This window comes from Aeromicrobium sp. Root236 (genome assembly GCF_001428805.1).
In the GTDB taxonomy this organism is placed as follows: domain Bacteria; phylum Actinomycetota; class Actinomycetes; order Propionibacteriales; family Nocardioidaceae; genus Aeromicrobium.
Map to the genome: position 1 here is coordinate 114,356 of NZ_LMIS01000001.1, position 24,136 is coordinate 138,491.

24 protein-coding genes are annotated in these 24,136 nt (G+C 68.6%); 15 read left to right on the forward strand and 9 right to left on the reverse strand.

Features of this window, described 5'->3' with window-relative positions; genetic code table 11:
• Window positions 1-3: 3 nt before the first annotated feature.
• Window positions 4-1,920, reverse strand: a complete 1,917-nt coding sequence (sucB, locus tag ASE12_RS00640) for a 2-oxoglutarate dehydrogenase, E2 component, dihydrolipoamide succinyltransferase (protein WP_056395570.1) — start codon at window positions 1,918-1,920, stop codon at window positions 4-6.
• Between the two features lie 21 nt (window positions 1,921-1,941).
• Window positions 1,942-3,324, reverse strand: a complete 1,383-nt coding sequence (gene lpdA / locus ASE12_RS00645; RefSeq protein WP_056395573.1) for a dihydrolipoyl dehydrogenase — start codon at window positions 3,322-3,324, stop codon at window positions 1,942-1,944.
• Window positions 3,325-3,428: 104 nt separating this feature from the next.
• Here lpdA and ASE12_RS20295 point away from each other — a divergent pair, with 104 nt between their 5' ends.
• Entirely contained in the window at window positions 3,429-4,004 is a 576-nt protein-coding gene (locus ASE12_RS20295; protein WP_200954939.1) for a hypothetical protein, read from the forward strand.
• Window positions 4,005-4,082: 78 nt separating this feature from the next.
• Here ASE12_RS20295 and ASE12_RS00655 read toward each other — a convergent pair whose 3' ends face one another.
• Complete coding sequence (locus ASE12_RS00655; RefSeq protein ID WP_056395576.1) at window positions 4,083-5,435, reverse strand: serine hydrolase; 1,353 nt, start codon at window positions 5,433-5,435, stop codon at window positions 4,083-4,085.
• A complete protein-coding gene (locus ASE12_RS00660; RefSeq protein WP_056404424.1) occupies window positions 5,432-6,880 on the reverse strand; it encodes a leucyl aminopeptidase in 1,449 nt (482 codons plus the stop codon). Before ASE12_RS00660 ends, ASE12_RS00655 begins: the two co-directional genes overlap by 4 nt.
• A gap of 58 nt (window positions 6,881-6,938) precedes the next feature.
• Between ASE12_RS00660 and gcvT the strand changes: the two genes are divergently transcribed.
• Window positions 6,939-8,039, forward strand: a complete 1,101-nt coding sequence (gene gcvT / locus ASE12_RS00665; protein WP_056395577.1) for a glycine cleavage system aminomethyltransferase GcvT — start codon at window positions 6,939-6,941, stop codon at window positions 8,037-8,039.
• 3 nt (window positions 8,040-8,042) lie between these two features.
• On the forward strand, window positions 8,043-8,246 hold the full coding sequence (locus ASE12_RS00670) for a hypothetical protein (RefSeq protein ID WP_056395580.1): 204 nt from the start codon (window positions 8,043-8,045) through the stop codon (window positions 8,244-8,246).
• A gap of 63 nt (window positions 8,247-8,309) precedes the next feature.
• On the opposite strand, the gene ASE12_RS00675 is transcribed toward ASE12_RS00670, so the two are convergent.
• The gene (locus tag ASE12_RS00675; RefSeq protein ID WP_056395583.1) at window positions 8,310-8,840 is read right to left on the reverse strand and encodes a DUF3043 domain-containing protein; all 531 of its coding nucleotides are present in this window, start codon (window positions 8,838-8,840) and stop codon (window positions 8,310-8,312) included.
• Between the two features lie 30 nt (window positions 8,841-8,870).
• On the opposite strand from ASE12_RS00675, the gene ASE12_RS00680 reads away from it, so the two are divergent.
• From ASE12_RS00680 to ASE12_RS00730, 11 genes are all read left to right on the forward strand, one after another.
• Window positions 8,871-9,596 (forward strand): PspA/IM30 family protein, encoded by a 726-nt coding sequence (locus ASE12_RS00680; protein WP_056395586.1) that lies wholly within the window; start codon window positions 8,871-8,873, stop codon window positions 9,594-9,596.
• On the forward strand, window positions 9,571-10,473 hold the full coding sequence (htpX, locus tag ASE12_RS00685) for a zinc metalloprotease HtpX (protein ID WP_056395589.1): 903 nt from the start codon (window positions 9,571-9,573) through the stop codon (window positions 10,471-10,473). The genes ASE12_RS00680 and htpX overlap by 26 nt, the downstream gene beginning before the upstream one ends.
• Window positions 10,474-10,478: 5 nt before the next feature.
• Window positions 10,479-11,048, forward strand: coding sequence for a hypothetical protein (locus ASE12_RS00690; protein ID WP_056395592.1), 570 nt, complete (start codon window positions 10,479-10,481; stop codon window positions 11,046-11,048).
• A gap of 26 nt (window positions 11,049-11,074) precedes the next feature.
• Window positions 11,075-12,346, forward strand: a complete 1,272-nt coding sequence (locus ASE12_RS00695; protein ID WP_056395595.1) for an aminotransferase class I/II-fold pyridoxal phosphate-dependent enzyme — start codon at window positions 11,075-11,077, stop codon at window positions 12,344-12,346.
• Between the two features lie 4 nt (window positions 12,347-12,350).
• Window positions 12,351-13,466 carry a glycerate kinase gene (locus ASE12_RS00700; protein WP_056395599.1) on the forward strand — a complete coding sequence of 372 codons (1,116 nt, stop codon included), beginning with the start codon at window positions 12,351-12,353 and terminating at the stop codon, window positions 13,464-13,466.
• A gap of 78 nt (window positions 13,467-13,544) precedes the next feature.
• The gene (locus ASE12_RS00705) at window positions 13,545-13,913 is read left to right on the forward strand and encodes an iron-sulfur cluster assembly accessory protein (RefSeq protein WP_056215755.1); all 369 of its coding nucleotides are present in this window, start codon (window positions 13,545-13,547) and stop codon (window positions 13,911-13,913) included.
• A gap of 58 nt (window positions 13,914-13,971) precedes the next feature.
• Window positions 13,972-14,946, forward strand: coding sequence for a carbohydrate kinase family protein (locus ASE12_RS00710; protein WP_056395601.1), 975 nt, complete (start codon window positions 13,972-13,974; stop codon window positions 14,944-14,946).
• 125 nt (window positions 14,947-15,071) lie between these two features.
• Window positions 15,072-15,887 (forward strand): cytochrome c oxidase subunit II, encoded by an 816-nt coding sequence (gene coxB, locus ASE12_RS00715; RefSeq protein WP_056395605.1) that lies wholly within the window; start codon window positions 15,072-15,074, stop codon window positions 15,885-15,887.
• Entirely contained in the window at window positions 15,887-17,650 is a 1,764-nt protein-coding gene (gene ctaD / locus ASE12_RS00720) for a cytochrome c oxidase subunit I (RefSeq protein ID WP_056395608.1), read from the forward strand. Before coxB ends, ctaD begins: the two co-directional genes overlap by 1 nt.
• A 3-nt stretch (window positions 17,651-17,653) precedes the next feature.
• On the forward strand, window positions 17,654-18,049 hold the full coding sequence (locus tag ASE12_RS00725; RefSeq protein ID WP_056395611.1) for a cytochrome c oxidase subunit 4: 396 nt from the start codon (window positions 17,654-17,656) through the stop codon (window positions 18,047-18,049).
• A gap of 77 nt (window positions 18,050-18,126) precedes the next feature.
• Complete coding sequence (locus ASE12_RS00730) at window positions 18,127-19,302, forward strand: Ig-like domain-containing protein (RefSeq protein ID WP_235508808.1); 1,176 nt, start codon at window positions 18,127-18,129, stop codon at window positions 19,300-19,302.
• A gap of 110 nt (window positions 19,303-19,412) precedes the next feature.
• Here the strand turns inward: ASE12_RS00730 and ASE12_RS00735 are convergent, their stop codons facing one another.
• From ASE12_RS00735 to ASE12_RS00750, 4 genes are all read right to left on the reverse strand, one after another.
• Window positions 19,413-21,125: a cytochrome bc complex cytochrome b subunit gene (locus tag ASE12_RS00735; protein WP_056395615.1), complete on the reverse strand. Its 1,713-nt coding sequence runs from the start codon at window positions 21,123-21,125 to the stop codon at window positions 19,413-19,415.
• On the reverse strand, window positions 21,122-22,171 hold the full coding sequence (locus tag ASE12_RS00740; RefSeq protein WP_056395618.1) for a ubiquinol-cytochrome c reductase iron-sulfur subunit: 1,050 nt from the start codon (window positions 22,169-22,171) through the stop codon (window positions 21,122-21,124). Before ASE12_RS00740 ends, ASE12_RS00735 begins: the two co-directional genes overlap by 4 nt.
• On the reverse strand, window positions 22,168-22,995 hold the full coding sequence (locus tag ASE12_RS00745; RefSeq protein WP_056395621.1) for a c-type cytochrome: 828 nt from the start codon (window positions 22,993-22,995) through the stop codon (window positions 22,168-22,170). Before ASE12_RS00745 ends, ASE12_RS00740 begins: the two co-directional genes overlap by 4 nt.
• A 72-nt stretch (window positions 22,996-23,067) precedes the next feature.
• Window positions 23,068-23,637 carry a heme-copper oxidase subunit III gene (locus ASE12_RS00750; protein ID WP_235508810.1) on the reverse strand — a complete coding sequence of 190 codons (570 nt, stop codon included), beginning with the start codon at window positions 23,635-23,637 and terminating at the stop codon, window positions 23,068-23,070.
• Between the two features lie 93 nt (window positions 23,638-23,730).
• Here ASE12_RS00750 and ASE12_RS00755 point away from each other — a divergent pair, with 93 nt between their 5' ends.
• Window positions 23,731-24,135, forward strand: coding sequence for a response regulator transcription factor (locus ASE12_RS00755; protein WP_056404428.1), 405 nt, complete (start codon window positions 23,731-23,733; stop codon window positions 24,133-24,135).
• The last annotated feature ends 1 nt before the right edge of the window (window position 24,136 follow it).

Consider the following 24,136-nt stretch of genomic DNA (forward strand, 5'->3'; position numbering starts at 1 on the left):
GGGTCAGGACCCGAGCTCGCCCTCGAACTGTCCACCCTCAAGGCGCTGCTTGATCGCCGTGAGGAACCGGCCGGCGTCGGCGCCGTCAATGATCCGGTGGTCGTAGGTCAGCGAGAGGTAGGCCATGCTGCGCACCGAGATGCTGTCGCTGCCCTGCGCGTCGGTCACCACGACCGGGCGCTTGACGACGGCGCCGACACCCAGGATCGCGACCTGCGGCTGGTTGATGATCGGCGTGTCGAACAGGGCGCCGTTGCTGCCGAGGTTGGTGATCGAGAACGTCGCACCGGAGAGCTCGTCGGGCGAGATCTTGTTGGTGCGGGTGCGCTCGGCGGCGTCGGCGATCTTGCGGGCCAGGCCCGCGATCGACAGGTCACCGGCGTCCTTGATCGTCGGGACGATCAGGCCGCGCTCGGTGTCGACCGCGATGCCCAGGTGCTCGCCGGCCGGGTACGTGATCGTCCCCTCCTCGAGATCCAGGGCAGCGTTGAGCTTGGGGTAGACCTTGAGCGCCTCGATGGTCGCCTTGGCGAAGAACGGGAGGTAGGTCAGCTTGACGCCCTCACGCTCGAGGAACGCGTTCTTGTGGCGAGCCCGCAGACGGGCCACCTCGGTGACGTCGACCTCGTGGACTTGCGTCAGCTGGGCCGAGATCTCCAGCGACTCCACCAGGCGCGAGGCGATGACCTTGCGCAGGCGCGAGACCTTCTCGGTCTTGCCGCGCAGCGCCGACGGCTCAGCCGGGGCAGCGGCTGCCGGGGCAGCAGCGGGTGCGCCCGCGGCCGCCGGGGCGGCCTCAGGTGCGGCAGCCGGCTTCGCGGCAGCGTCGAGCACGTCCTGCTTGCGGATGCGACCGCCGACGCCGGTGCCGGTCACGGTCGACAGGTCGACGTCGTGCTGCTTGGCGAGCTTGCGGACGATCGGCGTGACGTACGTGTCGCCGGTGGCGCTGGGCGATGCAGCGGGAACCGGTGCCGGCTCGGGCGCCGGAGCCGGGGCGGCCTGCGGGGCCTCGGCCTGCGGAGCCGGGGCGGCCTGTGGGGCCGGGGCCTCGGCGGGCGGTGACGACTCGGCCGGGTTGGCCTGCGACTCCGGATCGGCCGGAGCTGGCTCCGACGCGGCTGCCGGTTCGGGCGTGGGCTCGGGTGCCGGTGCCTCCGGTGCGGGGGCTGCCTCGGGCGCGGGTGCGGCGGGCGCACTCTCGGCCGGGGCCGAGTCCGCGGACCCGATGATGGCCAGCTCGGCGCCGACCTCGACCGTCTCGTCCTCGGCGACCTTGATCTCGAGGAGCTTGCCGGCGACCGGCGACGGGATCTCGGTGTCGACCTTGTCGGTGGAGATCTCGAGGAGCGGCTCGTCGACGGCGACGTCGTCACCGACCTGCTTGAGCCACTGGGTCACGGTGCCCTCGGTGACGCTCTCGCCCAGGGCGGGCAGGGTCACGGCGGTGCCGCCACCTGACGACGGTGCGGTCTCGGGCTGCGGTGCCGGGGCGTTCTCGGCGGCAGCCTGCTGGGCGTCGGCGCTGCCGGCGGGGGCGGGGGACCGCTCCTCCGAAGCGCTCTCGGCGACGGGCTGCTCGGCCGGAGCCTCTGGAGCGGGCTCGGCGGCCGGCGCCTCGGCGGGTGCCTCGGCTGCTGGGGCCTCGGACGCCGGGGCGGCGTCGCCGCCGGCGCTCTCGCCCTCCTCGCCGATGATCGCGAGCACGGCACCGACCTCGACGGTGTCGTCCTCGTTGGCCTTGATCTCGAGCAGCACGCCCGCGACGGGCGACGGGATCTCGGTGTCGACCTTGTCGGTGGAGATCTCGAGCAGGGGCTCATCGACCGCGACAGTGTCGCCGACCTGCTTGAGCCATTGGGTGACTGTGCCCTCGGTGACGCTTTCGCCGAGAGCGGGAAGGGTGACAGACGTAGCCATGATGTCCTCTGGTTCTCCGGGTCAGGCGTGTGAGTGGAGCGGTTTGCCGGCGAGAGCGAGTGCTGCTTCGCCGAGTGCTTCGTTCTGCGTGGGGTGGGCGTGGATGAACTGCGCCACGTCCTCGGGATAAGCCTCCCAGTTGACCATCAGGGACGCCTCTCCGACCTGCTCGCCGTAGCGGGCACCGATCATGTGGACGCCCACGATGGGGCCGTCCTTCTCGCGTACGAGCTTGACGCTGCCCGCTGTGCCGAGGATCTGGGACTTGCCGTTGCCGCCCAGGTTGTAGTCCTGGATCTCGACCTTGTCGTCGCCGTACTTCTCGCGGGCCTGGGGCTCGGTGAGGCCGACGGAGGCGATCTCGGGGTCGCAGTAGGTGACGCGGGGGATGCCTGAGTCGATCACGGGCTGCGGGTTGAGCCCGGCGATCTCCTCGGCGACGAAGATGCCGTGCGCGAAGCCGCGGTGCGCGAGCTGCAGTCCGGGCACGAGGTCACCGACCGCGAACACGCCGTCGACGTTGGTCGCGAGGCGCTCGTTGGTGGGCACCCAGCCACGGTCGACCGTGATGCCCGCCTCCTCGTAGCCCATGCCGGCGGAGTTGGGCCCACGACCGACGGCGACGAGCACCAGGTCGGTGTCGATCGTCGTGCCGTCCTCGAGCGAGACGGTCACACCGGACTCGGTCTGCTCGACGCTGCTGAACTTGACGCCGGTCTTGAAGTTGATCTTGCGCTTGCGGAACGCGCGCTCGAGCTGCTTGGACAGCGACGGGTCCTCGAGGGGGATCAGCGTCGGCAGTCCCTCGATGATCGTGACGTCGGCGCCGAACGACTTCCAGACCGACGCGAACTCGACGCCGATGACGCTGCCACCGATGATGACGACCTTCTCGGGGACCTCGCTCATCGTGAGCGCCTCGGAGCTCGTGATGACCCGGCCGCCGATGTCGAGGCCCAGGGTGCGGGACACCGAGCCGGTGGCCAGCACGACGTTGGTGCCGGTGTAGCGCTCGCCGTTGACCTCGACGGTCTTGGGATCGACGAGCTTGCCCTCACCCTCGACGACCGTGATGCCGCCGGACTTGATGAGCCCCTGCAGGCCCTTGTAGAGGCGGTCGATCACGCCGTCCTTGTACTTGTTGACCGCGGGCATGTCGACGCCGTCGAACGTCGACTTGATGCCGTAGTGCTCACCGTCGCGGGACAGGTCGGCGACCTCTGCGGAGTGCAGCAGCGCCTTGGTCGGGATGCAGCCGGTATGCAGGCAGGTGCCGCCCAGCTTGCCCTTCTCGATCAGCGCGACGGACTTGCCGAGCTGGACCGCACGCAGCGCGCAGGCGTATCCGCCACTGCCGCCGCCGAGAATCACGATGTCGAAGTTGTTGCCGGCGACGTCCGCCACGGTTCCTCCCAAGGATGTCGTTCGTCATCATCTTGTCACTTGCGGCAACCACGCTGCCACCGGGGTTGATCGGGGTATGCCCGACGATCGGGCACACTTGTGCCATGGGAATCTTCCGAGGCCGCAAGGCCAGGACGGACGGCGGCGCCGTGGTCTCGGACCGCAACGCGAGCCGCGCCGACCTCGACGCGCTGCGCGCCTTCGCCGAGTCACGCAAGGGCGTCGAGGCGTACGTCGAGCCCAAGACCTCGGTCACCCAGACGACGCTGCTGCTCGTCGCCTCGGACGGCGAGTCGATCCGTCGCCGGGTCGCTTCGGCGCAGGCCGCGTTCGAGTTCGCCCGCAAGAGGCTCAACATCCCGGTCTACGACGCCAACCTGGTCGGCATCCCGTCACGCAAGCGTGACTACGACCTGCGCAAGGCCAAGGGCACCCCGACGCCGCCGTCGGCCTCGTCCGCACCCCAGCCTGCCAAGCAGACGCCCAAGGAGCTCGCGGCGATCATGACGCTCGAGTCGATCGCCGGCGTCGATCCGCTGCCGACCAACCCGTCGTTCGATGAGCTCATGCGGGTCTATCGCAAGGCTCGCAAGCAGGCGCACCCCGACCGGCTCGGTGGCGAGCGCACCAAGTGGGACACCGTCGAGGACGCTGCACGAGCCCTCGGCCTCCCCGACTGACCCGCCGAGATCTGGCCTCAGATCCACCTCGACGCGTGGCTCCGACGTGGATCATCGGCCAGATCTCGGAGATTCCGGCTAGTGCCAGCCGGCGTCGTCGATGCCGCCCGGGATCGTGGCACCGGGATCGTAGGGCGTACGCGTGAACACGAACGACGCCAGCACCAGGCGGATGGCGTGGCCGGACGCGTCGTGCTCCACCGTCAGCGGCTCGCCGGTGTAGTAGCCGTCGAGGCCGGTCCACCGGTCTCCGTCCGGCTTGAACCGGGCTCCGCGTCCCTCTCCGGGCGTGCCGAGGCGCAGGTGGCCGTCGGGGGCCAGGGTCAGCCTGAACTCGTACGTTCCCCAGTACCACGGGCCGACGAGGTCGAGGCGCGCCTGCTGCGAGGCGTCGGCGGTCCACGGTTTCGGCGGGACCGGCTCTTTCTCGGCGAAGAGGCTGAGCAGCTCGGTGGTCGCCTTGCCGAGCCCGCTGGTCGCGTTCGTCATCAGCACGATCCCGTCGCCGGACTCGACGTCGACGCGCAGGTCCGCGAGGAACCCCGGCATCGATCCGCCATGGCCCGCGTAGCGGCGGCCGTCGACGTTCCAGGTCTGCCAGCCGAGGCCGTGTGCCCCGGTCCACGGCGCTCCGGCGACGTCGTTGACCGCGATCGGCCGAAGCATCTCCTTGAGCGTCTCCGCCTTGAGGACGCTGCCGGTCCGGCCACCGAGGAAGGCGGCCCACCGTGAGAGGTCCTCGACCGTGGACCACAGCTGACCGGCCGGCGCCATGGAGACGGCATCGTGCTCGGGCTCGACGTGCACGAGATCGGCGAGCGGATGCACGGCGAGCCCAGGAGCCGCGGGGGAGACGGGCCGTGTCGTCGTACGGGTCATGCCGAGAGGCTCGAGCAGCCCCTCCCGTACGGCGTCCTGCCACGGCTGGTCGCGCAACCGGGCGACGAGCTCGCCGAGCACGGCGTAGCCGACGTTGGAGTAGTGGAAGCCGGTGCCTGGCGTGGCGCGCAGATGGACGCCGGATGCGAGCAGGGCGTTCCAGGCGTCCCCGGGGGTGCGCTCCCACCACTCGCCGTCGGTCTCCGCCTTCAGGCCTGAGGTGTGGGTCAACAGCTGCGCGATCGTCACCTGCCCGAACGGCACCTCTGGCAGGTGCGTCCCGATCGAGTCGCCGATGTCGAGGTGCCCTTCGTCACGGAGACGCATGACCTCGACCGCGACGAACGTCTTGGAGATCGAGCCGATCCGGTACTGCGTGTCCGTCGTCGATGAGGGTCCGTCTGGGCGGCCGTCGAGGGTGCCGGCGGCGTCGGACCACACGATCGCCCCGTCGCGCACGATGCCGGCCGCGATCGACGGGAGGCGCTGCTTGGACTGCTCGACGGCGAGCCGCTGCGACAGGGCTCGCGCGGTCGAAGGATCGATCGTCATCGAGTCCCGGCCAGCTCCGTCGCGAGTCGGACGAGCGTACGTACTCCGACACCCGTGCCGCCGACCGGCGTGTAGTCGACGGCGCTGCCCTCGTTGAACGACGGCCCGGCGATGTCGAGGTGGGCCCACGGGATGTCGTTGACGAACTCCCGCAGGAACGCCGCGGCGAACAGGGCGCCGCCATAGGGCTTGGGGTTGTGCTGGCGCAGGTCGGCGAGGCTCGACGAGGTGACCTTGCCCTTCATCTCCTCGGTGATCGGCAGCGGCCACATCGACTCGCCGGCGGACTTCGACGCCGCGAACACCTGGTCGCCGAACTCCTCGTCGTTGCCGAGGATGCCGCTCGTGAGCTCGCCGAGGGCCACCATGCAGGCACCGGTCAACGTGGCGACGTCGATGATGCGGTCGGCCTTGGACTCGGCGGCGAGGGCAAGGCCGTCGGCGAGGACGAGGCGTCCCTCGGCATCGGTGTTGTGCACCTCGACCGTGGAGCCGCTGCGCATCGTGAGCACGTCGCCGGGGCGGGTGGCGCTGCCGCTGGGCATGTTCTCGGCGATGCAGGCGTACGCCGTGACCTTGATCGGCAGGCCGAGGCGGGCGATCGCGACAGTCGCCGCCGCGATCGCGGCCGCACCCGCCATGTCGAGCTTCATGGTCTGCATCGACGCGCCGGGCTTGATCGAGAGTCCGCCCGAGTCGAACGTGATGCCCTTGCCGACGAGCGCCAGGTGGGTGACGGCGTTGGCGGGGGCGTACGTGAGGGTCACGAGGCGCGGCGGGCTGTCGGAGCCCTGTCCGACGCCGAGGATGCCGCCGCACCGCTCCTTGGCGAGCCGCTTCTCGTCCCAGACGCTGACCTTGACGTCAGTGCCGGCGTGCGCCGTGATCGCGTCGGCGAAGTCGGCCGGCCGCAGGTCACCGGGAGGCGTGTTGACCCAGTCGCGGGTGATGTTGACGGCCTCGGCGACGGTCGTCGCCCGCTCGACCGCCTTGGTCGCGGTCGTCTGGCGGGCGAACGGGCTCAGGATGACGGCGCTCTTGAGCTTGGGCTTCTTGGCGTCGCCCTTCTTCCTCGTCTTGTAGGTGTCGTAGGAGTAGGCCCCGAGCTGGGCGCCCTCGGCGATGGCCTCGACCTCGTCGACGCCGGCAGGATGCAGCGCGATCGCGACGCTCGTGGCGTTCTTGGCCGCGCGGATGCCGCGGGCGGTGGCACGCCGGAGGTCCTCGGCCGTGGGCTCGGCAGGCAGCGCCACGGCGACGACCAGCGGCGCCTTCGCCGCGTCGCCGGCAGGGAACGTGACGGTCTGCCCCTTCTCACCCGTGAAGCCCAGCAGGTCCAGCGTCGCGGCCAGGTCGCCCTTGTCGTCGTCGCCTCGGATCCCGAGGATCAGGGCGTCGGCGCGCGCGGTGGACGGCTTGGCGGTGCTGAGGGTCACGGAAAGCATGTCCGCCACTCTAGGCTCGGGGGTCGGGGGCGCGCGACCCTGCTCTAGGTTGGCTGCCATGGATCTGCTGCATTCGCCGTTGCACGACCGCCACGTCGCCCTGGGCGCCAAGCTCGCCGAGTTCGGCGGCTGGGACATGCCGCTCGAGTACGCCGGCGGTGGCGTGCTCGCCGAGCACAAGGCCGTACGCGAGGCCGTCGGCCTGTTCGACGTGAGTCACCTCGGCAAGGCGCTGGTGCGTGGCACGGGTGCTGCCGACTTCGTCAACCAGTGCCTCACCAACGACCTCGGGCGCATCGAGACCGGCAAGGCGCAGTACACCCTGTGCTGCGACGAGGACGGTGGCACCGTCGACGACCTCATCGCCTACCTGCGCAGCGACTTCGAGGTCTTCCTGATCCCCAACGCGGCTAACACCGCCGCCGTCGTCGCCCGGTTGCAGGCCGCGGCGCCGGAGGGCATCGAGGTCACCGACCAGCACCGCGACTTCGCCGTGCTGGCGATCCAGGGCCCCCTGAGCGACGAGGTGCTGACGTCCCTAGACCTGCCGGTCGACCACGAGTACATGTCGTTCGCCGACGCCACGATCGCCGGCCAGGACATCACGGTGTGCCGCACGGGCTACACCGGTGAGCGGGGCTACGAGCTGGTCGTCCCCTCGGCATCGGCCGGCGAGGTCTGGGATGCCGTCATCGCGGCGGGGGAGCCGTACGGCATCCGCGCCTGCGGCCTCGGCGCGCGCGACACCCTGCGTACGGAGATGGGCTACCCGCTGCACGGCCACGAGCTGTCGCTCGAGATCAGCCCCGTCATGGCGCGTGCCGGCTGGGCCGTCGGCTGGAACAAGCCGGCGTTCTGGGGCAAGGAGGTGCTCGAGCGTCAGCGCGCGGAGAAGACCGTCCGCACGCTGCGCGGACTGCTCTCGCAGGGCCGTGGCATTCCGCGCCCAGGCATGAAGGTCCAGGACGAGGACGGCGGCGAGCTCGGCGAGATCACCTCCGGCACGTTCTCGCCGACGCTGCGCCAGGGCATCGCGCTGGCGCTCCTCGAGCCGTCAGTCGCTGACGGCGCGACCGTGATCGTCGACGTACGCGGGCGCTCCGAGGCGTTCACGGTGACCAAGCCGCCCTTCGTGCAACCGTCGACCAAGGAGGTCTGAATCATGGGCTGGACATGGACGTTGGAGGACTCGCTCGGTGAGGTCAAGGGCCGGTCCGAGGAGTTCGAGAGCCGCGGCGACGCCGAGTCGTGGGTCGGCGAGGAGTTCGGCGCACTGCTCGAGCAGGGCATCGACCAGGTGCGCTTGTTCGACGACGAGACCGAGGTCTACGGCCCGATGTCATTGCACGCGTCGACCGATTCGTAGGACCTCGCCCGCCACGCTGAGCGGGTCGCAACGTCCTTTCGACAGGCTCAAGGACCGATCAGGTCAGTAGCGCTGAGCGAGCGCCTCGCCGCGCTCGAGCTGCGGCTTCGGCAGCCGGAAGCGGCGCAGCTGCGTGCTGCGGAAGAACGTGTACGGCGTCGCGCCGCGCGTCTCCTCGGGCTTGAACCGCTTCTTGAGCTCCTTGCGCAGTCCGCGGATCAGGATGAGCTCGTCGATGCCGAACGCCACCAGCATCACGGCCCACAGCAGTGAGGTGAGCACCGGCGCGATGTACAACGCCACCAGGATGATGATGAGCAGGGGGAGCAGGAACTCTCCGACGTTCCAGCGGCGGTCGACGTAGTCGCGGCAGAACTTGCGCACCGGCCCGCGCTCGCGAGCCGGCAGGTACTTCTCGTCACCGGTCTTGAGCGCCTCGCGCTGCTTGAGCCGGATCTCCTCGCGGGCGGCGCGTTCACGCTTGGCCTGCTCCTTGCGGGAGACCGGGACCTTCATCTGCTTCTTGCGCGCCGCTTCGGCCTCTTTGCGCGTCGGTGTGCGACGCCCCTTGCCGGCCTCTGTCTCGTCTACCACGGGCGCAACCCTACCCGTAGGCTTCTAGGCATGAGCATCGGCAAGCGCATCGCCCGGATCTTCCGTTCGCGGCGTTTTCGCGGCGATGACGTCGAGGCTCTCAAGGACAAGCTTGACGAGACCTATCGCACCCAGACGGCGCTGCTTCAGCAGGTGCGTCGCGGCGTCGCGGACGTCGCGACGAGCCGCAAGCGGGTCGAGATCCAGCTGGCTGCGCTCGACCAGCAGGCTGCCCAGCTCGACGACGAGGCCCGCCAGGCCGTGGCCCAGGGCAACGACGACGAGGCCCGGGCGATCCTCACCCGCAAGGTGACGCTCGAGAAGGCCGCCGCCGACCTCAAGGCCCGGCACGCCGACCTCGAGTCCGAGGAGGCCAAGCTGGAGGCGACCGAGCTCAAGGTCGCGCAGGAGGTCGAGGACTTCCGCGTCCGCAAGGACACCTTGGCGGCGCGGCACACCGCAGCTGCCGCACGCGCCGAGATCAACAGCGCTTCTCGCGGCATCAACTCCTCGGTGAGCGACGTCGGACAGGCCGTCGAGTCGGCCGAACGCCGTACCCGTGAGCTCGAGGCCACGGCCGACGCGGTCGACGAGCTGGTCGCCGACGGCATCATCAGCAAGCCCGGCGAGAGCGCCGACGAGGCGCAGCGCCGGCAGTTCGACACCGCGCTCGACAGCGCCGAGGTCGACCGACAGCTCGAGCAGATCACCACCCCCAGGAAGGACGACGATGGCTCGAACCCGGTTCAGAGGTGACAGCGGACTGACGCTGCGGATGGGCGGTGTGGGACTCGGTCTCGGCGCCCTCTACGTCGCGTTCGGTGCAATCCTCTACACCCTCACTCCGCTCGGCTCCTTCGGAATCGTCATCGTCCTCGGCATCGCCTGGGGGCAGTGGTACTTCTCGGACTCCCTGGCGCTCAAGTCGATGGGCGCCAAGGTCGTCGAGCCCGAGCAGGCGCCCGAGCTGCACGCGATGATCGACCGCTTGTGCGCGCTCGCCGACATGCCCAAGCCGCGGGTGGCCGTCGCGGAGACCGACATGCCCAACGCGTTCGCGACCGGCCGATCGCCCAAGCACTCGTCGGTCTGCGTGACGACCGGCATCATGCAACGCCTCGACGCCGACGAGCTCGAGGGTGTGCTCGCGCACGAGCTGTCCCACGTCGCCAACCGGGACGTCACGGTCATGACCGTCGCCTCGTCGATCGGACTGCTCGCCGGGTTCATCACCCGCTGGGGCATGTACGCCGGCAACATCTTCGGCAGCCGCAACAACAAGAACAGCGGCGCGGTGTTCCTGGTCGTGTTCCTCGTCAGCATGATCGTCTACTTCGTGAGCTTCGTCCTGACCCGCTCGCTGTCGCGCTACCGCGAGCTCAGCGCCGACCGGAGCGGCGCGTACCTGACCGGCCGGCCGTCCAAGCTGTCGTCGGCGCTGGTCAAGATCTCCGGCGACATGGCGCGCATCCCCAACCGCGACCTCCGCGAGGGCCAGGCGATCAGTGCGTTCTTCTTCGCGCCGGCCATCAACCGGGAGTCGATCGGCGCGTTGTTCTCCACGCACCCGCCGCTGCAGCAGCGCCTCGACCAGCTCGCCAAGGTCAGCGCCGAGCTGTCCGAGCAGGGCTAGGCGTCGTGGGCATCTTCGACTCGATCCTCGGCCGCACCAAGCCGCCGCAGGCCGACCTCGACGTGCTGTTCGCCGTGCCGCAGGCCGCGCTGTCGCTGCAGGCCGCGGGCTTCGCGGTCTCGGGCTCCGGCTCGGTGTGCTTCCGCGACGTCGAGGGTGCCGCCGACGACACCGTGATGGCGGACGCCGAGAAGCTCATCACCACGACCGCAGGTGCCACGGTGACCCGCAGCTCGGACCGGTTCGGGTTCCACTGGCTCACCGTCACGCGTACCGACAAGGACGTCTCCGGGCTCGTCACCGACCTGCACGCCGTCAACAGCTCGCTCGCCGATGCCGGGTTCGGCTCCGCGTTGCTGTGCTCGACGATCGGCTTCACCACGCCTGACGCGGCACCGCTCGCACTGGTCTACCTCTACAAGCGCGGAACGTTCTACCCGTTCGTCCCGCTCGAAGGCGAGAAGCGTGACAACGCCCTCGAGCTGCAGGTGCGCGGCGTCGTCGGGGAGGACGTGCCGATCGAGCCCGACCTGACCAAGTGGCTCGCGATCTGGGGCGCTCCCGGTCTCGGCTGACGATCCCGCCGCGATAGGTTGGACGGGTGACGTTCGACACCCTTTCCAGTGACCAGATCCAGGCTCTCCTCGACGAGCAGACCGCGGCCTACGAGACGCTCAAGGCCTCAGGGCTCAAGCTCGACCTGACGCGCGGCAAGCCGTCGCCGGCGCAGCTCGACCTGTCCAACGAGCTGCTGTCGATGCCCGGGCCGGACTTCACCGACGCGGCCGGCACCGACACCCGCAACTACGGCGGCCTCACCGGGTTGACCGAGCTGCGGGAGATCTTCGCGCCGATCATGCAGGTGCCCGTCGACCAGGTCGTCGCCGGCGACAACGCGAGTCTCGCGATGATGCACGACAACCTCGTGTTCGCGCTGTTCCACGGCGTCGCCGACTCCGAGCAGCCGTGGGGGGTCGAGGAGGCGGTCAAGTTCATCTGCCCCGTGCCCGGCTACGACCGGCACTTCGCCCTGCTCGAGGAGTACGGCATCGAGATGCTGCCGGTCGACCTGCTCGACGACGGACCGGACGTCGCGGCCGTGCGCGAGCTGGTCAAGGACCCGGCGGTCAAGGGCATGTGGCTCGTCCCGACCTACAGCAACCCGACGGGGGCGGTCGTCAGCGAGGCGGTTGCCGCAGAGCTCGCGGCGCTCGAGACCGCGGCGCCGGACTTCCGGATCTTCTGGGACAACGCGTACGCCGTGCACCACCTCACCGACGAGCACACCAAGACCGCCGACATCCTCGGCCTGTGCTCCGCCTCGGGTCATCCCAACCGCCCGGTGATCTTCGCGTCCACGTCCAAGGTCACGTTCGCGGGCTCGGGCGTGTGCTTCCTCGGCAGCTCCGCCGCTAACATCGAGTGGTACCTCAAGCACCTCGGCAAGCGCACGATCGGCCCCGACAAGGTCAACCAGCTCCGCCACGCCAGGTTCCTCAAGAGCGTCGACGGCGTGCACGCGCTGATGGACCGTCACCGCGAGATCCTGGCGCCCAAGTTCCAGGCCGTCGTCGACATCCTCAAGGCCCGTCTGGGTGACTACGCCGTCGCGAGCTGGACCGAGCCCAAGGGTGGCTACTTCGTCAGCCTCGACGTCGTGGACGGCACCGCGTCGCGGGTCATCCAGCTCGCCCGCGAGGCCGGCGTCGCGATGACTCCGGCCGGTGCGGCGTTCCCGTACGGCGACGACCCCCGCGACCGCAACATCCGCATCGCTCCGTCCTACCCCTCGCCCGAGGAGCTGGCCGCCGCGATCGACGTGCTCGCGACCTGCGTGCTGATCGCCGCGTGCGAGCAAGCGCTCGCCCAGTAGCCCTGTGAAGGTCCTGGTGGCGCCCGACGCCTTCGGCGGCACGCTCACGGCACCCGAGGCGGCGCGCGCGATCATTGAGGGCTGGCACCGCCACGCGCCCGAGGACGAGCTGAGCACCGCGGCGATGGCAGACGGCGGCCCGGGGTTCGTCGACGTGCTGCACGAGGGCCTCGGCGGTGAGCTCGAGGTGGTGACCGTACGCGGACCGGTGGGCGTCGAGGTGCCGGTGACGGTGCTGCACGCCGACGGCACGGCGTACGTCGAGAGCGCCCAGGCCTGCGGGCTGCACCTCGTCGACCCGCAGGACCCGCTGCACGCGACGACGTACGGGGTCGGCCAGGCGATCGCTGCCGCGCTCGACACCGGGGCCCGACGAGTCGTCGTGGGACTCGGCGGCAGCGCGACCAACGACGGGGGAGCGGGCCTGCTCGCAGCGCTGGGCGCCACTGCCGACGTCCCGCTCGACGCCGGGCCCGAGGGCCTGACCGGGGTCACCCATGTCGACCTCACCGCGGCCCGCGCCCGCTTCGACGGGATCGAGCTCGTCATCGCGGCCGACGTCGACGTGACGCTGCTCGGCATGTTCGGAGCCACCAAGACGTTCGGGCCGCAGAAGGGTCTCACCGACGAGCAGATCATCGCGGTCGACGGCATCCTCGACCGGTTCGTCGACGCGACGTGTGGCCCGACACCGGCGGAGCGCCGCACCGCGGACGCCAAGGGCGCCGGTGCGGCGGGCGGACTGGGCTTCGCCCTGATGCTGCTGGGCGGACGTGTCGTGTCCGGCATCGAGCTCGTCGCCGAGGCGGTCGGTCTCACGACCCAGGCCGGCGACCACGACCTGGTCGTGACGGGCGAGGGTGCCTACGACTTCTCCTCGCGCGCCGGCAAGGTGGTCTTCGGCGTGGCCGCAGTGGCCGGTGCCGCCGCCCGCCCGTGCATCGTCCTGGCCGGACAGGTCCTGGTCGGGTCCCGCGAGATGCGGGCCATGGGTGTCGAGAGCGCGTACGCCATGGCCGACCTCGTCGGCGTCGAGGCCGCGATGACCGAGCCCTACGAGAGCCTCGCGGCGCTCGCGGAGCGTGTCGCACGTACGTGGTCGCCTCGCGACGAGGAATGACGGCGTACGATGGAATGGAATCGGCACGGAGAAGGTTGACCACCGTGTCGAGACCAAAGACCACGCATGGGAGACCACATGACGATCGAGACTGAGCAGTCCACCGTCGAGACCGCACCCGCCACCGGAGTGACCCTGAGCGACGGCGCTGCCGAGAAGGTCAGCAGCCTGCTGGCCCAGGAAGGCCGCGACGACCTCGCGCTGCGCATCGCGGTGCAGCCCGGCGGCTGCTCCGGCCTGCGCTACCAGCTGTTCTTCGACGAGCGTTCGCTCGACGGCGACCAGATCTTCGAGTTCGGCGGCGTCAACGTCGTGGTCGACCGGATGAGCCTGCCCTACCTCGGTGGCGCGACGATCGACTTCGTCGACACGATCGAGAAGCAGGGCTTCACGATCGACAACCCGATGGCCACCGGCTCCTGCGCCTGCGGCGATTCGTTCCACTAAGACATACGACACACGACGGCCTCCTGCATTGCAGGAGGCCGTTGTCTATTGTGTGGGGGTGCACCTCGCCATCACCGGTTCGATCGCCACTGATCACCTCATGACCTTCCCGGGCAAGTTCGCCGATTCACTCGTGCCGGACCAGCTCGACAAGATCTCGCTGTCGTTCCTCGTGGACGACCTCGACGTACGCCGTGGGGGGTGCGCCGCCAACATCGCGTACGCGCTCGCCAGGCTCGGCCACCGCGCGCTGCTCGTCGGCGCGGTCGGCCGCGACTTCGAGGCCGAGTACCGCGGCTGGCTCGACGACGCCGGGGTCGACACCTCGGGCGTTCTCGTGTCCGAGACCCGCCACACGGCCCGCTTCGTGTGCACGACCGACACCGACCTGGCGCAGTTCGCCACGTTCTACGCCGGCGCGATGTCGGAGTCCCGTGACATCGACCTGTTCGCCGTCGGCCAGGACTTCGACCTCGTCCTCGTCGGCCCGGACGACCCCGAGGGCATGCTGCGCCACACGCGCGCCTGCCGTGAGCGCGGTGTGCCGTTCGCCGCCGACGTCTCGCAGCAGCTCGCGTTCGCCGAGGGCGACATGATCCGCGACCTCATCGACGGTGCCACCTACCTGTTCAGCAACGACTACGAGGCGGCGCTGATCGAGCAGAAGACCGGCTGGTCGTCCGACGACGTCCAGGCCCACGTCAAGACCCGCATCGTGACGCGCGGCAAGGCCGGCGTGACGGTCTACCCCGCCGACGGCGCCCCCATCGAGGTCAAGGCCATCGAGGGTGTCGTCGCGGTCGATCCGACGGGCGTCGGCGACAGCTTCCGCGCCGGATTCCTCGCCGGCATCGCGGCCGGACTCGACTTCGAGCGTTCCGCCCAGATCGGTTGCACGATCGCCGCGAGCGTCGTCGAGACCAAGGGCACGCAGGAGTACGAGCTCGATCGCGAGGGCTTCCTCAAGCGCTTCGGCGCGGCCTACGGCGAGCGGGCCGAGGCCGAGGTCGGCGCCGCGCTCTCACTCGCGTGACGAGTCCTTCACACGTACGTCCAACAGAGGCTGACCTCACCGCAGAGGGCCGGTCTCGCTCCAGTAAGGTGCTTCACGTGACATCACGTGACAGTCATGGTCCAGAAAGGCGCCCCGTGGGTCGGATGAAGCTGGCGGTTCTCGCCGTCGCCGCCGTGGTCTTGAGCGGCTGTTCCCCCGTCGATGATTCCGACGTCAAGCGGCTTGCGCTGCCCGTGGAGGCGAGCGACCGCTCGCGCACCATGTGGGACGTCTGGCTCGGCGCCTGGATCGCCGTGCTCGTGGTGTTCCTGCTGGTCTTCGGCCTGATCGTCTACTCGATGATCCGCTACCGCCGCCGCAGCGAGGACGAGGTACCGGTCCAGATCCGCTACAACCTGCCGATCGAGGCGCTCTACACGTTCGCGCCCGTCATCATCGTCGCGGTCTTCTTCTTCCACACCGTCACGTCGCAGAACGAGATGCTCGAGAAGGTCAAGAACCCCGACCACACCGTCGAGGTCGTCGGCAGCAAGTGGCAGTGGGCGTTCAACTACCTCAAGGAAGACGCCACGCAGCGCCAGGACGTCTACGACATCGGCACGCCCGAGGAGCCCACCGAGCTGTGGCTCCCGGTCGACGAGTCCGTCCGGTTCAACCTCGTGTCGCCCGACGTCATCCACTCGTTCTGGGTCCCGGAGTTCTACTTCAAGATGGACGTCGTGCCCGGCAAGATCAACACGTTCGACATGACCCCGACCCGCGAGGGCGTCTTCACCGGGCGCTGCGCCGAGCTCTGCGGCCTCTACCACTCGCGCATGATCTTCAAGGTTCACGTGGTCTCCAAGGCTGACTACGATGCGCACCTGGTCGAGCTCGAGAAGGCCGGCCAGAAGGGCGCGCCCAAGGGTGCCGAGGAAGCGCACACGATCGCGGGCCTGAACGAGAGCGGAGAAGGCTGATGGCCACCACGACAGCAGCATTCGACGACGGTTCCGAGGCGCTCCGCGCAGGAACCCGCGAGCGCACCCTCGGCCAGAAGGTCGTCACGGTCCTGACCACGACCGATCACAAGGTGATCGGCAACATGTACCTCTTCACCTCGTTCGCCTTCTTCATCATCGGCGGCATCCTGGCGCTCCTGATCCGCGCGGAGCTGGCTCAGCCCGGCACCCAGATCGTCGACGAAGAGACCTACAACCAGCTGTTCACGATGCACGGCACGATCATGCTGCTGATGTTCGCGACGCCGCTGTTCTTCGGCTTCGGCAACGCGATCATGCCGCTGCAGATCGGCGCGCCCGACGTCGCGTTCCCGCGGCTCAACATGTTCAGCTACTGGCTCTACCTGTTCGGCTCGACGATCGTCGTGTCCGGGTTCTTCGTGCCCGGGGGAGCGGCGAGCTTCGGCTGGTTCGCGTACGCGCCGCTCAGTGATGCGGTCAACTCACCGGGCATCGGCGGTGACCTGTGGGTCATGGGCCTGTGGATGTCGGGCCTCGGCACGATCTTGGGTGCGGTCAACTTCATCACCACGATCTTCACGATGCGCGCGCCCGGCCTGACGATGTTCCGCATGCCGATCTTCGTGTGGAACACGCTCGTCACGAGCATCCTCGTGATCATCGCGTTCCCGATCTTCGCCGCGGCCCTGCTGTCGCTCGAGGCCGATCGGCGCCTCGGTGCCCATGTGTTCGACGCCGCCAACGGCGGGCCGATCCTCTGGCAGCACCTGTTCTGGTTCTTCGGGCACCCAGAGGTCTACATCATCGCGCTGCCGTTCTTCGGCATCATCACCGAGATCCTGCCGGTCTTCGCCCGCAAGCCGATCTTCGGCTACATGGGCCTGGTCGGCGCGACCCTGATGATTGCGGCGCTGTCGGTCGCGGTCTGGGCGCACCACATGTTCGTGACCGGCGCGGTCGACCTGGCGTTCTTCTCGTTCATGACGTTCCTGATCGCGGTGCCCACCGGGGTGAAGTTCTTCAACTGGATCGGCACGCTGTGGGGGGGATCTCTGTCCTTCGACACCCCGCTGATCTTCTCGCTGGGCTTCCTCACCACGTTCCTCTTCGGCGGCCTGACCGGCGTCATCCTGGCCTCGCCGACGCTCGACTTCCAGCTGTCCGACAGCTACTTCGTCGTCGCGCACTTCCACTACGTCGTGTTCGGCACCGTGGTGTTCGCGATGTTCGCCGGGTTCTACTACTGGTGGCCCAAGCTCACCGGCCGCATGCTCGACGAGAAGCTCGGCAAGATCCACTTCTGGCTGCTGTTCATCGGCTTCCACATGACGTTCCTCGTGCAGCACTGGCTGGGCGTCGAGGGCTTCCCGCGTCGTTACGCGGACTACAGCCCCACGGACGGCTTCACGACCCTCAACGAGATCTCGTCGATCGGCGCGTTCCTGCTGGGAGCCTCGACGCTGCCGTTCTTCTACAACGTGTGGAAGTCGCGCAAGGGCCCGCTCGTGGGTCTCGACGATCCGTGGGGCTGGGGCCGCTCGCTCGAGTGGGCGACCTCCTCACCGCCGCCGCGCCACAACTTCACGTCACTGCCGCGCATCCGTTCGGAGAGCCCGGCGTTCGACCTGCACCACCCGGAGATCGCGCGGCTGGAGCTGCTCGAGAACCCGGGGGAGACCTCGCCGATCGCCGATGCCCCCGATGTCGAGGGCAAGGGCCAGGCGGCACAAGACGACACCGACGGCAAGGGCGGTCACTGATCCATGAAGGCCGAGTACTGGACCATCATCGCGTGCGGGATCTTCTTCGCGATCGTCGCGCCCGTCTACTGGGTTCTCACGCACGACTACACCGGCACGTCAGCGTTGACCATGACGTTCCTGTTGACAGCGCTGCTGGGCTTCTACCTCGGTGTCGTCGCGAGGCAGATCCCGGACCGTCCTGAGGACCGCAGCGACGGTGAGATCGCCGACGGCGCCGGCGAGCAGGGCTTCTTCCCGCCCTACAGCTGGTGGCCGCTGTTCTGCGCCTCGGCGCTCGCGATCGTCGTCCTGGGCGTCGTGATCGGCTGGTGGCTGTTCATCATCGGCGCAGGCCTCCTCTCGGTGGCCGCGATCGGCTGGATCTTCGAGTACTACCGCGGCATCCACGCGCACTGACCCGAGATCTCGCTCGTACGCCCGGCGCAAGCGCTTGGCGTCCGAGATGGTGACCGAGCACCATCTAGAATGTTCTGGTGAAGGATCTTCGTCTGCCGGCCGCGCTCGTGTGCGCGGCTCTTGTGAGCCTGTCCGCCTGCACCGCTGACGGGGTCAAGGACGCCATCACGCCTGACAAGCCCAAGGATCCGGTCACCCTGACGGCCAACGTGCCGCAGAAGGCGGCGGACGTGCACGTCGACACGGTCGTCGCGGTCAAGGCGGCGCACGGGGCGATCACGAGCGCGGTGCTGGCCAGCGACGACGGCAAGTCCAAGGTCTCGGGCCGCGTCGCCGGCGACTCGTGGCTGGCGAGCCAGCGTCTCGAGCCGGGCACCGCCTACACCCTGCGCGTCCGGGGCAAGGGCGAGGACGGCAAGCCCAAGGGCATCGTCCGCCACTTCACGACCCAGGCGCTCACCCTCCAGCAACAGACCTATCCGTCCGTCGCACCGCTGCAGGGCGAGACCGTCGGGGTCGGCATGCCGGTCATCGTGACGTTCGACGTACCCGTCAAGAATCGCGCGCTGTTCGAGCGCAACATGAGCGTGCAGTCGACTCCCGCCGTCAACGGGTCCTGGACGTGGTTCTCCGACCGTGAGGCGCACTTCCGACCACGGACCTACTGGCCCGCGCACGCGAGGGTCAAGGTCAACCTGCGGCTCAACGGGCTGCCGGCCGGTGGCGGCATCTACGGCCAGCAGGACCAGCTGATCGACTTCAAGGTCGGCAGCCAGCGCATCAGCATCGTCGACGTGGCGAAGCACCGGCTCAAGTACACCGTCGACGGCAAGACCGAGAACACCATCCCGGTGACGACGGGTGACAACGGACACCGTACCCGCGAGGGCACCAAGATCATCATGGAGAAGTTCTCCTCGATCGACATGGACGCGGCCACGACGGGTGTCGACTCCGAGGACCCGGGCTACTACAACATCTCCGACGTACGTTGGGCGATGCGCCTCACGAACTCCGGCGAGTTCCTGCACGCCGCGCCCTGGTCGGTCGCGTCGCAGGGCCGCGCCAACGTCAGCCACGGCTGCACCGGCATGAGCACCGCCAACGCGAGCTGGCTCTATCACCACTCGCGCCGCGGCGACGTCGTCCGCTACATCCACAGTCCTCGCTCGCTCGAGGACCGCAACGGGTGGACCGACTGGAACGTGTCCTGGGCGACCTGGCTCAAGGGCTCAGCACTCCACCAGGCCTGACCTCTCCGGCGGCCGCCGGCTTGCGGGGGACCCCGCCCAGCGGGGACGTCCTGCACAGACGAAGCCCCCGTCAGCATCGCTGACGGGGGCCCTGTCGGTCGTGCGCGAGGTCAGTGGACCCGGGGGACACCGGTCTCGGACACGCCCTGGAACTCGTCGCCGAGCTCGACGGGGTGACCGTCGTGGTCGCGCAGGTGCTCCTCGGCGTGGTGGACGTCCTCGACGGTCGGCTTGTCGACGGCGCCGCGGTAGTAGATCTCCCGCGCCTTGGCGCGCACCTTGGCCATGCGGCCGTGGGGTGCCGCGACACCGTTGTCGTCGGTCTCCGGAGGAGCCTCGAGCACGGGCAGCCGGTCGTGGTTGGTCAGCGAGTACTGCGAGCCGACCGGCAGGGGAGCGTGGCGCTCGGTGAAGCCGCCGTCGGGCGACCGCTCGATGACGCCGGTCTCGTAGCCGTGCAGGATGCGGTTGGCGTCGGCCCGCTGGAGGCCGATGCAGATCCGCTGCGTGACCTTGAAGGCGACGTACGGCAGGACGAACAGCCCGATCCGGCAGAACCACGTGATCGCGTTGAGGCTCAGGTGGAACTTGGTCGCGATGATGTCGTTGCCGCCACCGATCCACAGCACGCCGTAGGCCGTCATCGCGGCGACGATGAACGCCGTGCGGAACGGTGCGTTGCGCGGACGCTCGAGCAGGTGGTGCTCGCGCTTGTCACCCGTGATCCATTGCTCGATGAACGGCCAGGCAGCGCCGACACCGAGGAAGAGACCTGGCAGGATCGCGGCCGGGAAGAAGACGTTCCAGCTCCACGTGTAGTTGAAGAACGTGCTCTCCCAGTTGGGCATGATGCGGACCGCGCCCTCGACGAAGCCCATGTACCAGTCGGGCTGGGACCCGGCGGTGACCTCTGAGGGGTTGTAGGGACCGTAGGCCCAGATCGGGTTGATCTGCAGCATGGCGCCCATGAGCGCGGTGAAGCCGAACACGACGAAGAAGAATCCGCCTGCCTTGGCCGCGTAGACCGGGAGCATGGGGTAGCCGACGACGTTCTTCTCGGTGCGTCCGGGACCGCCCCACTGCGTGTGCTTGTGGTAGACGAGCAGGATCATGTGAGCGCCGATCAGCGCGAGCAGAAGCGCCGGGATCAGCAGGATGTGCACCATGTAGAGGCGCGGGATGATCACGTCGCCCGGGAACTCACCACCGAAGATGAAGTACTCGAGGTAGGACCCGACGATCGGGATCGATCGCAGCAGGCCGTCGACGAAGCGGAGGCCGGTGCCGGACAGCAGGTCGTCGGGGAGCGAGTAGCCCGCGAAGCCCTCGACGAGTCCCAGCACCATGAGGCTGATGCCGATCAGCCAGTTGATCTCGCGCGGCTTGCGGTAGGCGCCCGTGAACATGACGCGCAGCATGTGCACGATCATGGCGGCGACGAACAGCGCGGCGGCCCAGTGGTGGATCTGCCGGATCAGCAGGCCGCCACGGACGTCGAAGGAGATGTCGAGCGTCGAGGCGTACGCGTGGGACATCTCGAGGCCGTTGAGCGGCGTGTAGGAGCCGTTGTAGGTCGTCTCGGCCATGCTCGGCTGGAACCAGAACGTCAGGAACGTACCGGTCAGGAGCAGGACGATGAAGCTCCACAGCGCGATCTCGCCGAGCATGAACGACCAGTGCTCGGGGAAGACCTTGCGGAGGAGGTGCGACCGCTTGCTGGCGCCGGCCAGACCGAGACGGTCGTCGAGCCAACCGACCGGGCCGGCGGACTTCTTGCCGAACCCGGTTTCCTCGATGTTGGTGTACTCGTCAGTGGTGCTCATGACTTATCATCCAACCTCTTCTGGTCGCGGGCCAGTTCTGGGTAGCTGGGGCCCACGACCTCGGGGAAGTCGCTCACGGCGATCAGGTAGCCCTCGGAGTCGAGCGCGAGCGGCAGCTGGGGGAGCGGGCGGTGAGCCGGCCCGAACACGACCTTGCCGTTGTCGGCCAGGTCGAACGTCGACTGGTGGCACGGGCAGAGCAGGTGGTGCGTCTGCTGCTCCCACAGGCTGATCGGGCAACCGACGTGGGTGCAGATCTTGGAGTAGCAGAGGATCCCATCGATGCCCCAGTTCTCGCGGCCCTTGGACGGGGTGATGTCCTCGGGCTTCATCCGTACGACGATCACGGCGGCCTTGGACTTCTCCTGCAGCAGCTCGGTGCCGTGGAGGACGGGCTCGCCGTCCTTGTCCTTCTCGTACATGATCGCGGGCTCGGCGTTGACGAGCTGGCCGACCTGGAGGTCGGACGGCTTGATCGGGGTGCCGGCGACGTCGTTGACGACGCGCATGCCCTTCTTCCACACGGTGTTCTTGTGGCCGTAGGGGAGGGGGCCCATGTCGCGCAGCATGATGACCGTGGGCAGCGCCAGGAAGCTGATCGACAGGAACAGCGAGCGGCGGATCAGCGGTCGACGGCCGAATCCGGACTCGTTGATGCCGTCGTTGAGCTCCTTGAGCGTCGCGGCGCGCTCCTCGTCGGTCGAGGCGGCGGGGTGGCGCATCTCGACCATCTCGTGGTCGCCCATGAGCTTCTTGGCCCACTGGATGATCCCGACGCCCATCAGCAGCAGCGCGCCGCCGAGGGTCGCGCCGAGCGTGAAGTTCATGGCGGACCAGCCGAGGAACGTCTCGTCCTTGTCGATCACGATGTAGCCGACGCAGAAGCCGATGAGCAGCAGCGACGCCACGGTGAACATCGCGGTGATCTGGCGCTCGGCACGCAGCTCCTGCACCGGGTCGACGTCGGTCGGGCGGTACTGGTGTGCCGGCAGCCCCGGGTCCCTGACCGGCTCGGTGTGGGTCACCTGATCCAGCTCGTCGCTCATTTCTTCTTCACTCTCGCTCCGTGCGCACCGATCCAGACCGCCGGGATCAGCAGTCCGCCGATGCCGACGAGCCAGGTGATCAGGCCCTCGGACACCGGTCCGAGGCCGCCACCGGCGACGCCGCCGTAGTTGGGCTGGTTCTGCACCTGCTTGATGTAGGCGATGATGTTGCTCTTGTCCTCCGGCGTGATGACGTCGTCGGAGAACACCGGCATCTGCTGCGGGCCGGTCATCATGGCCTCGGCGATGTGCTTGGCGCTGACGCCGTCGAGCCTGGGGGCGTACTTGCCGCCGGGCAGGGCTCCGCCGGCGCCGACCGAGTTGTGGCAGGCCGTGCAGTTGGTGCGGAAGAACTCGCCGCCCTCACGGATCTGCTCGACGGTCTTGCCGGAGATGTCGGTGTACTCGTCGTCGGGGATGGCCGGTCCGGCACCCAGCGACGCGACGTAGGCGGCGAGCTGCCGGGTCTCCTCGGCCGTGTATTCGGGATCCTTGGCCGGAGCCTGGGGCGCCGACTGCGCCATCGGCATGCGGCCCGTGCCGACCTGGAAGTCGACCGCGGCAGCGCCGACGCCGATCAGGGAGGGCCCGTAGTTGCCGCCGCGCTTGGTCTCGATGCCGCTGGCGTTCTTGCCGTGGCAGCTGGCGCAGCCGACCAGGAACAGCTTGCGACCGGCCTCGGCGTCATTCTTCGATGCGGTATCGGCAGCGCTCGCAGGCTGAGGCCTGACGGCTACGTAGACCCCTCCGACAACGCCGAGCGCCAGGAGCAGAACGACGATGCCGGCAAGCGGGTGCCGGCGTCTGGTGGACAGTTTCCGCACCGAGAACCTCATTCCTTGAAGTGCTGCTGAGAATACCTTCGGGCGGTGACCCGAGATGCAGTGAGGGGAGCCTTATTTGATGAGGTAGATCGTGGCGAACAGCCCGACCCACACGACGTCGACGAAGTGCCAGTAGTAGGACACGACGATCGCCGAGATCGCCTGCTCGTGCGTGAACTTGCGCGCCGCGAACGTACGGCCGATCACGAGCAGGAAGGCGATGAGGCCGCCGACGACGTGGAGGCCGTGGAATCCGGTCGCCAGGTAGAACAGGCTGCCGTAGGGCGAGCTGGAGATCGTCACGTGCTCGGTGACGAGGTTGGCGTACTCGGTGGCCTGGCCGGCGATGAAGATCGCGCCCATGAGGTAGGTGAGGACGAACCACTCACGCATGCCCCACAGCTTGACCTGGGAGAGCTTGCCGCTGCGCCCGGGCTTGCCGCGCTCGGCGGCGAACACACCGAACTGGCACGCGACCGATGACAGCACGAGGATCGTGGTGTTGACGGCGGCGAACGGGACGTCGAGCTTCGCCGTCTCCTGGCTCCAGAGATTGGGGGAGATGTTGCGGATCGTGAAGTAGGCCGCGAACAGCCCGGCGAAGAACATCAGCTCGCTGGAGAGCCACACGATGGTCCCCACCGTCACCATCGACGGACGGCCTTCCTGGCCATGGAGTCGGGAAGCAGGAATCACGGATGTAGTCGCCACGCGATCATTATGTACGATCGACCCGTGAGCGAGCACAAGCCCCTACGTGTCCTGGTCTACAGCGACGATCGTGACGTCCGCGCCGCCGTGCTGGCGGCCCTCGGAACTCGCCCGCATCCCGACCTCCCGCCCTTCGAGTACGTGGAGTGCGCGACCGAGCCGGTCGTCTTCCAGCACCTCGACGAGGGCAAGATCGACCTGGTGATCCTCGACGGCGAGGCCGTGCCGGCCGGTGGCCTGGGCATCGCTCGCCAGATGAAGGACGAGATCTACCAGGCGCCGCCCGTGCTGGTCCTGACCGGACGGCCCCAGGACGCGTGGCTCGCGACGTGGTCGCGTGCCGAGGCGGCCGTTCCCCATCCCATCGAGCCGATCCGCCTGGCTGAAGTCGTCATCGACCTCGCCCGCGGTGTGCTGCAACCCGGCTGAC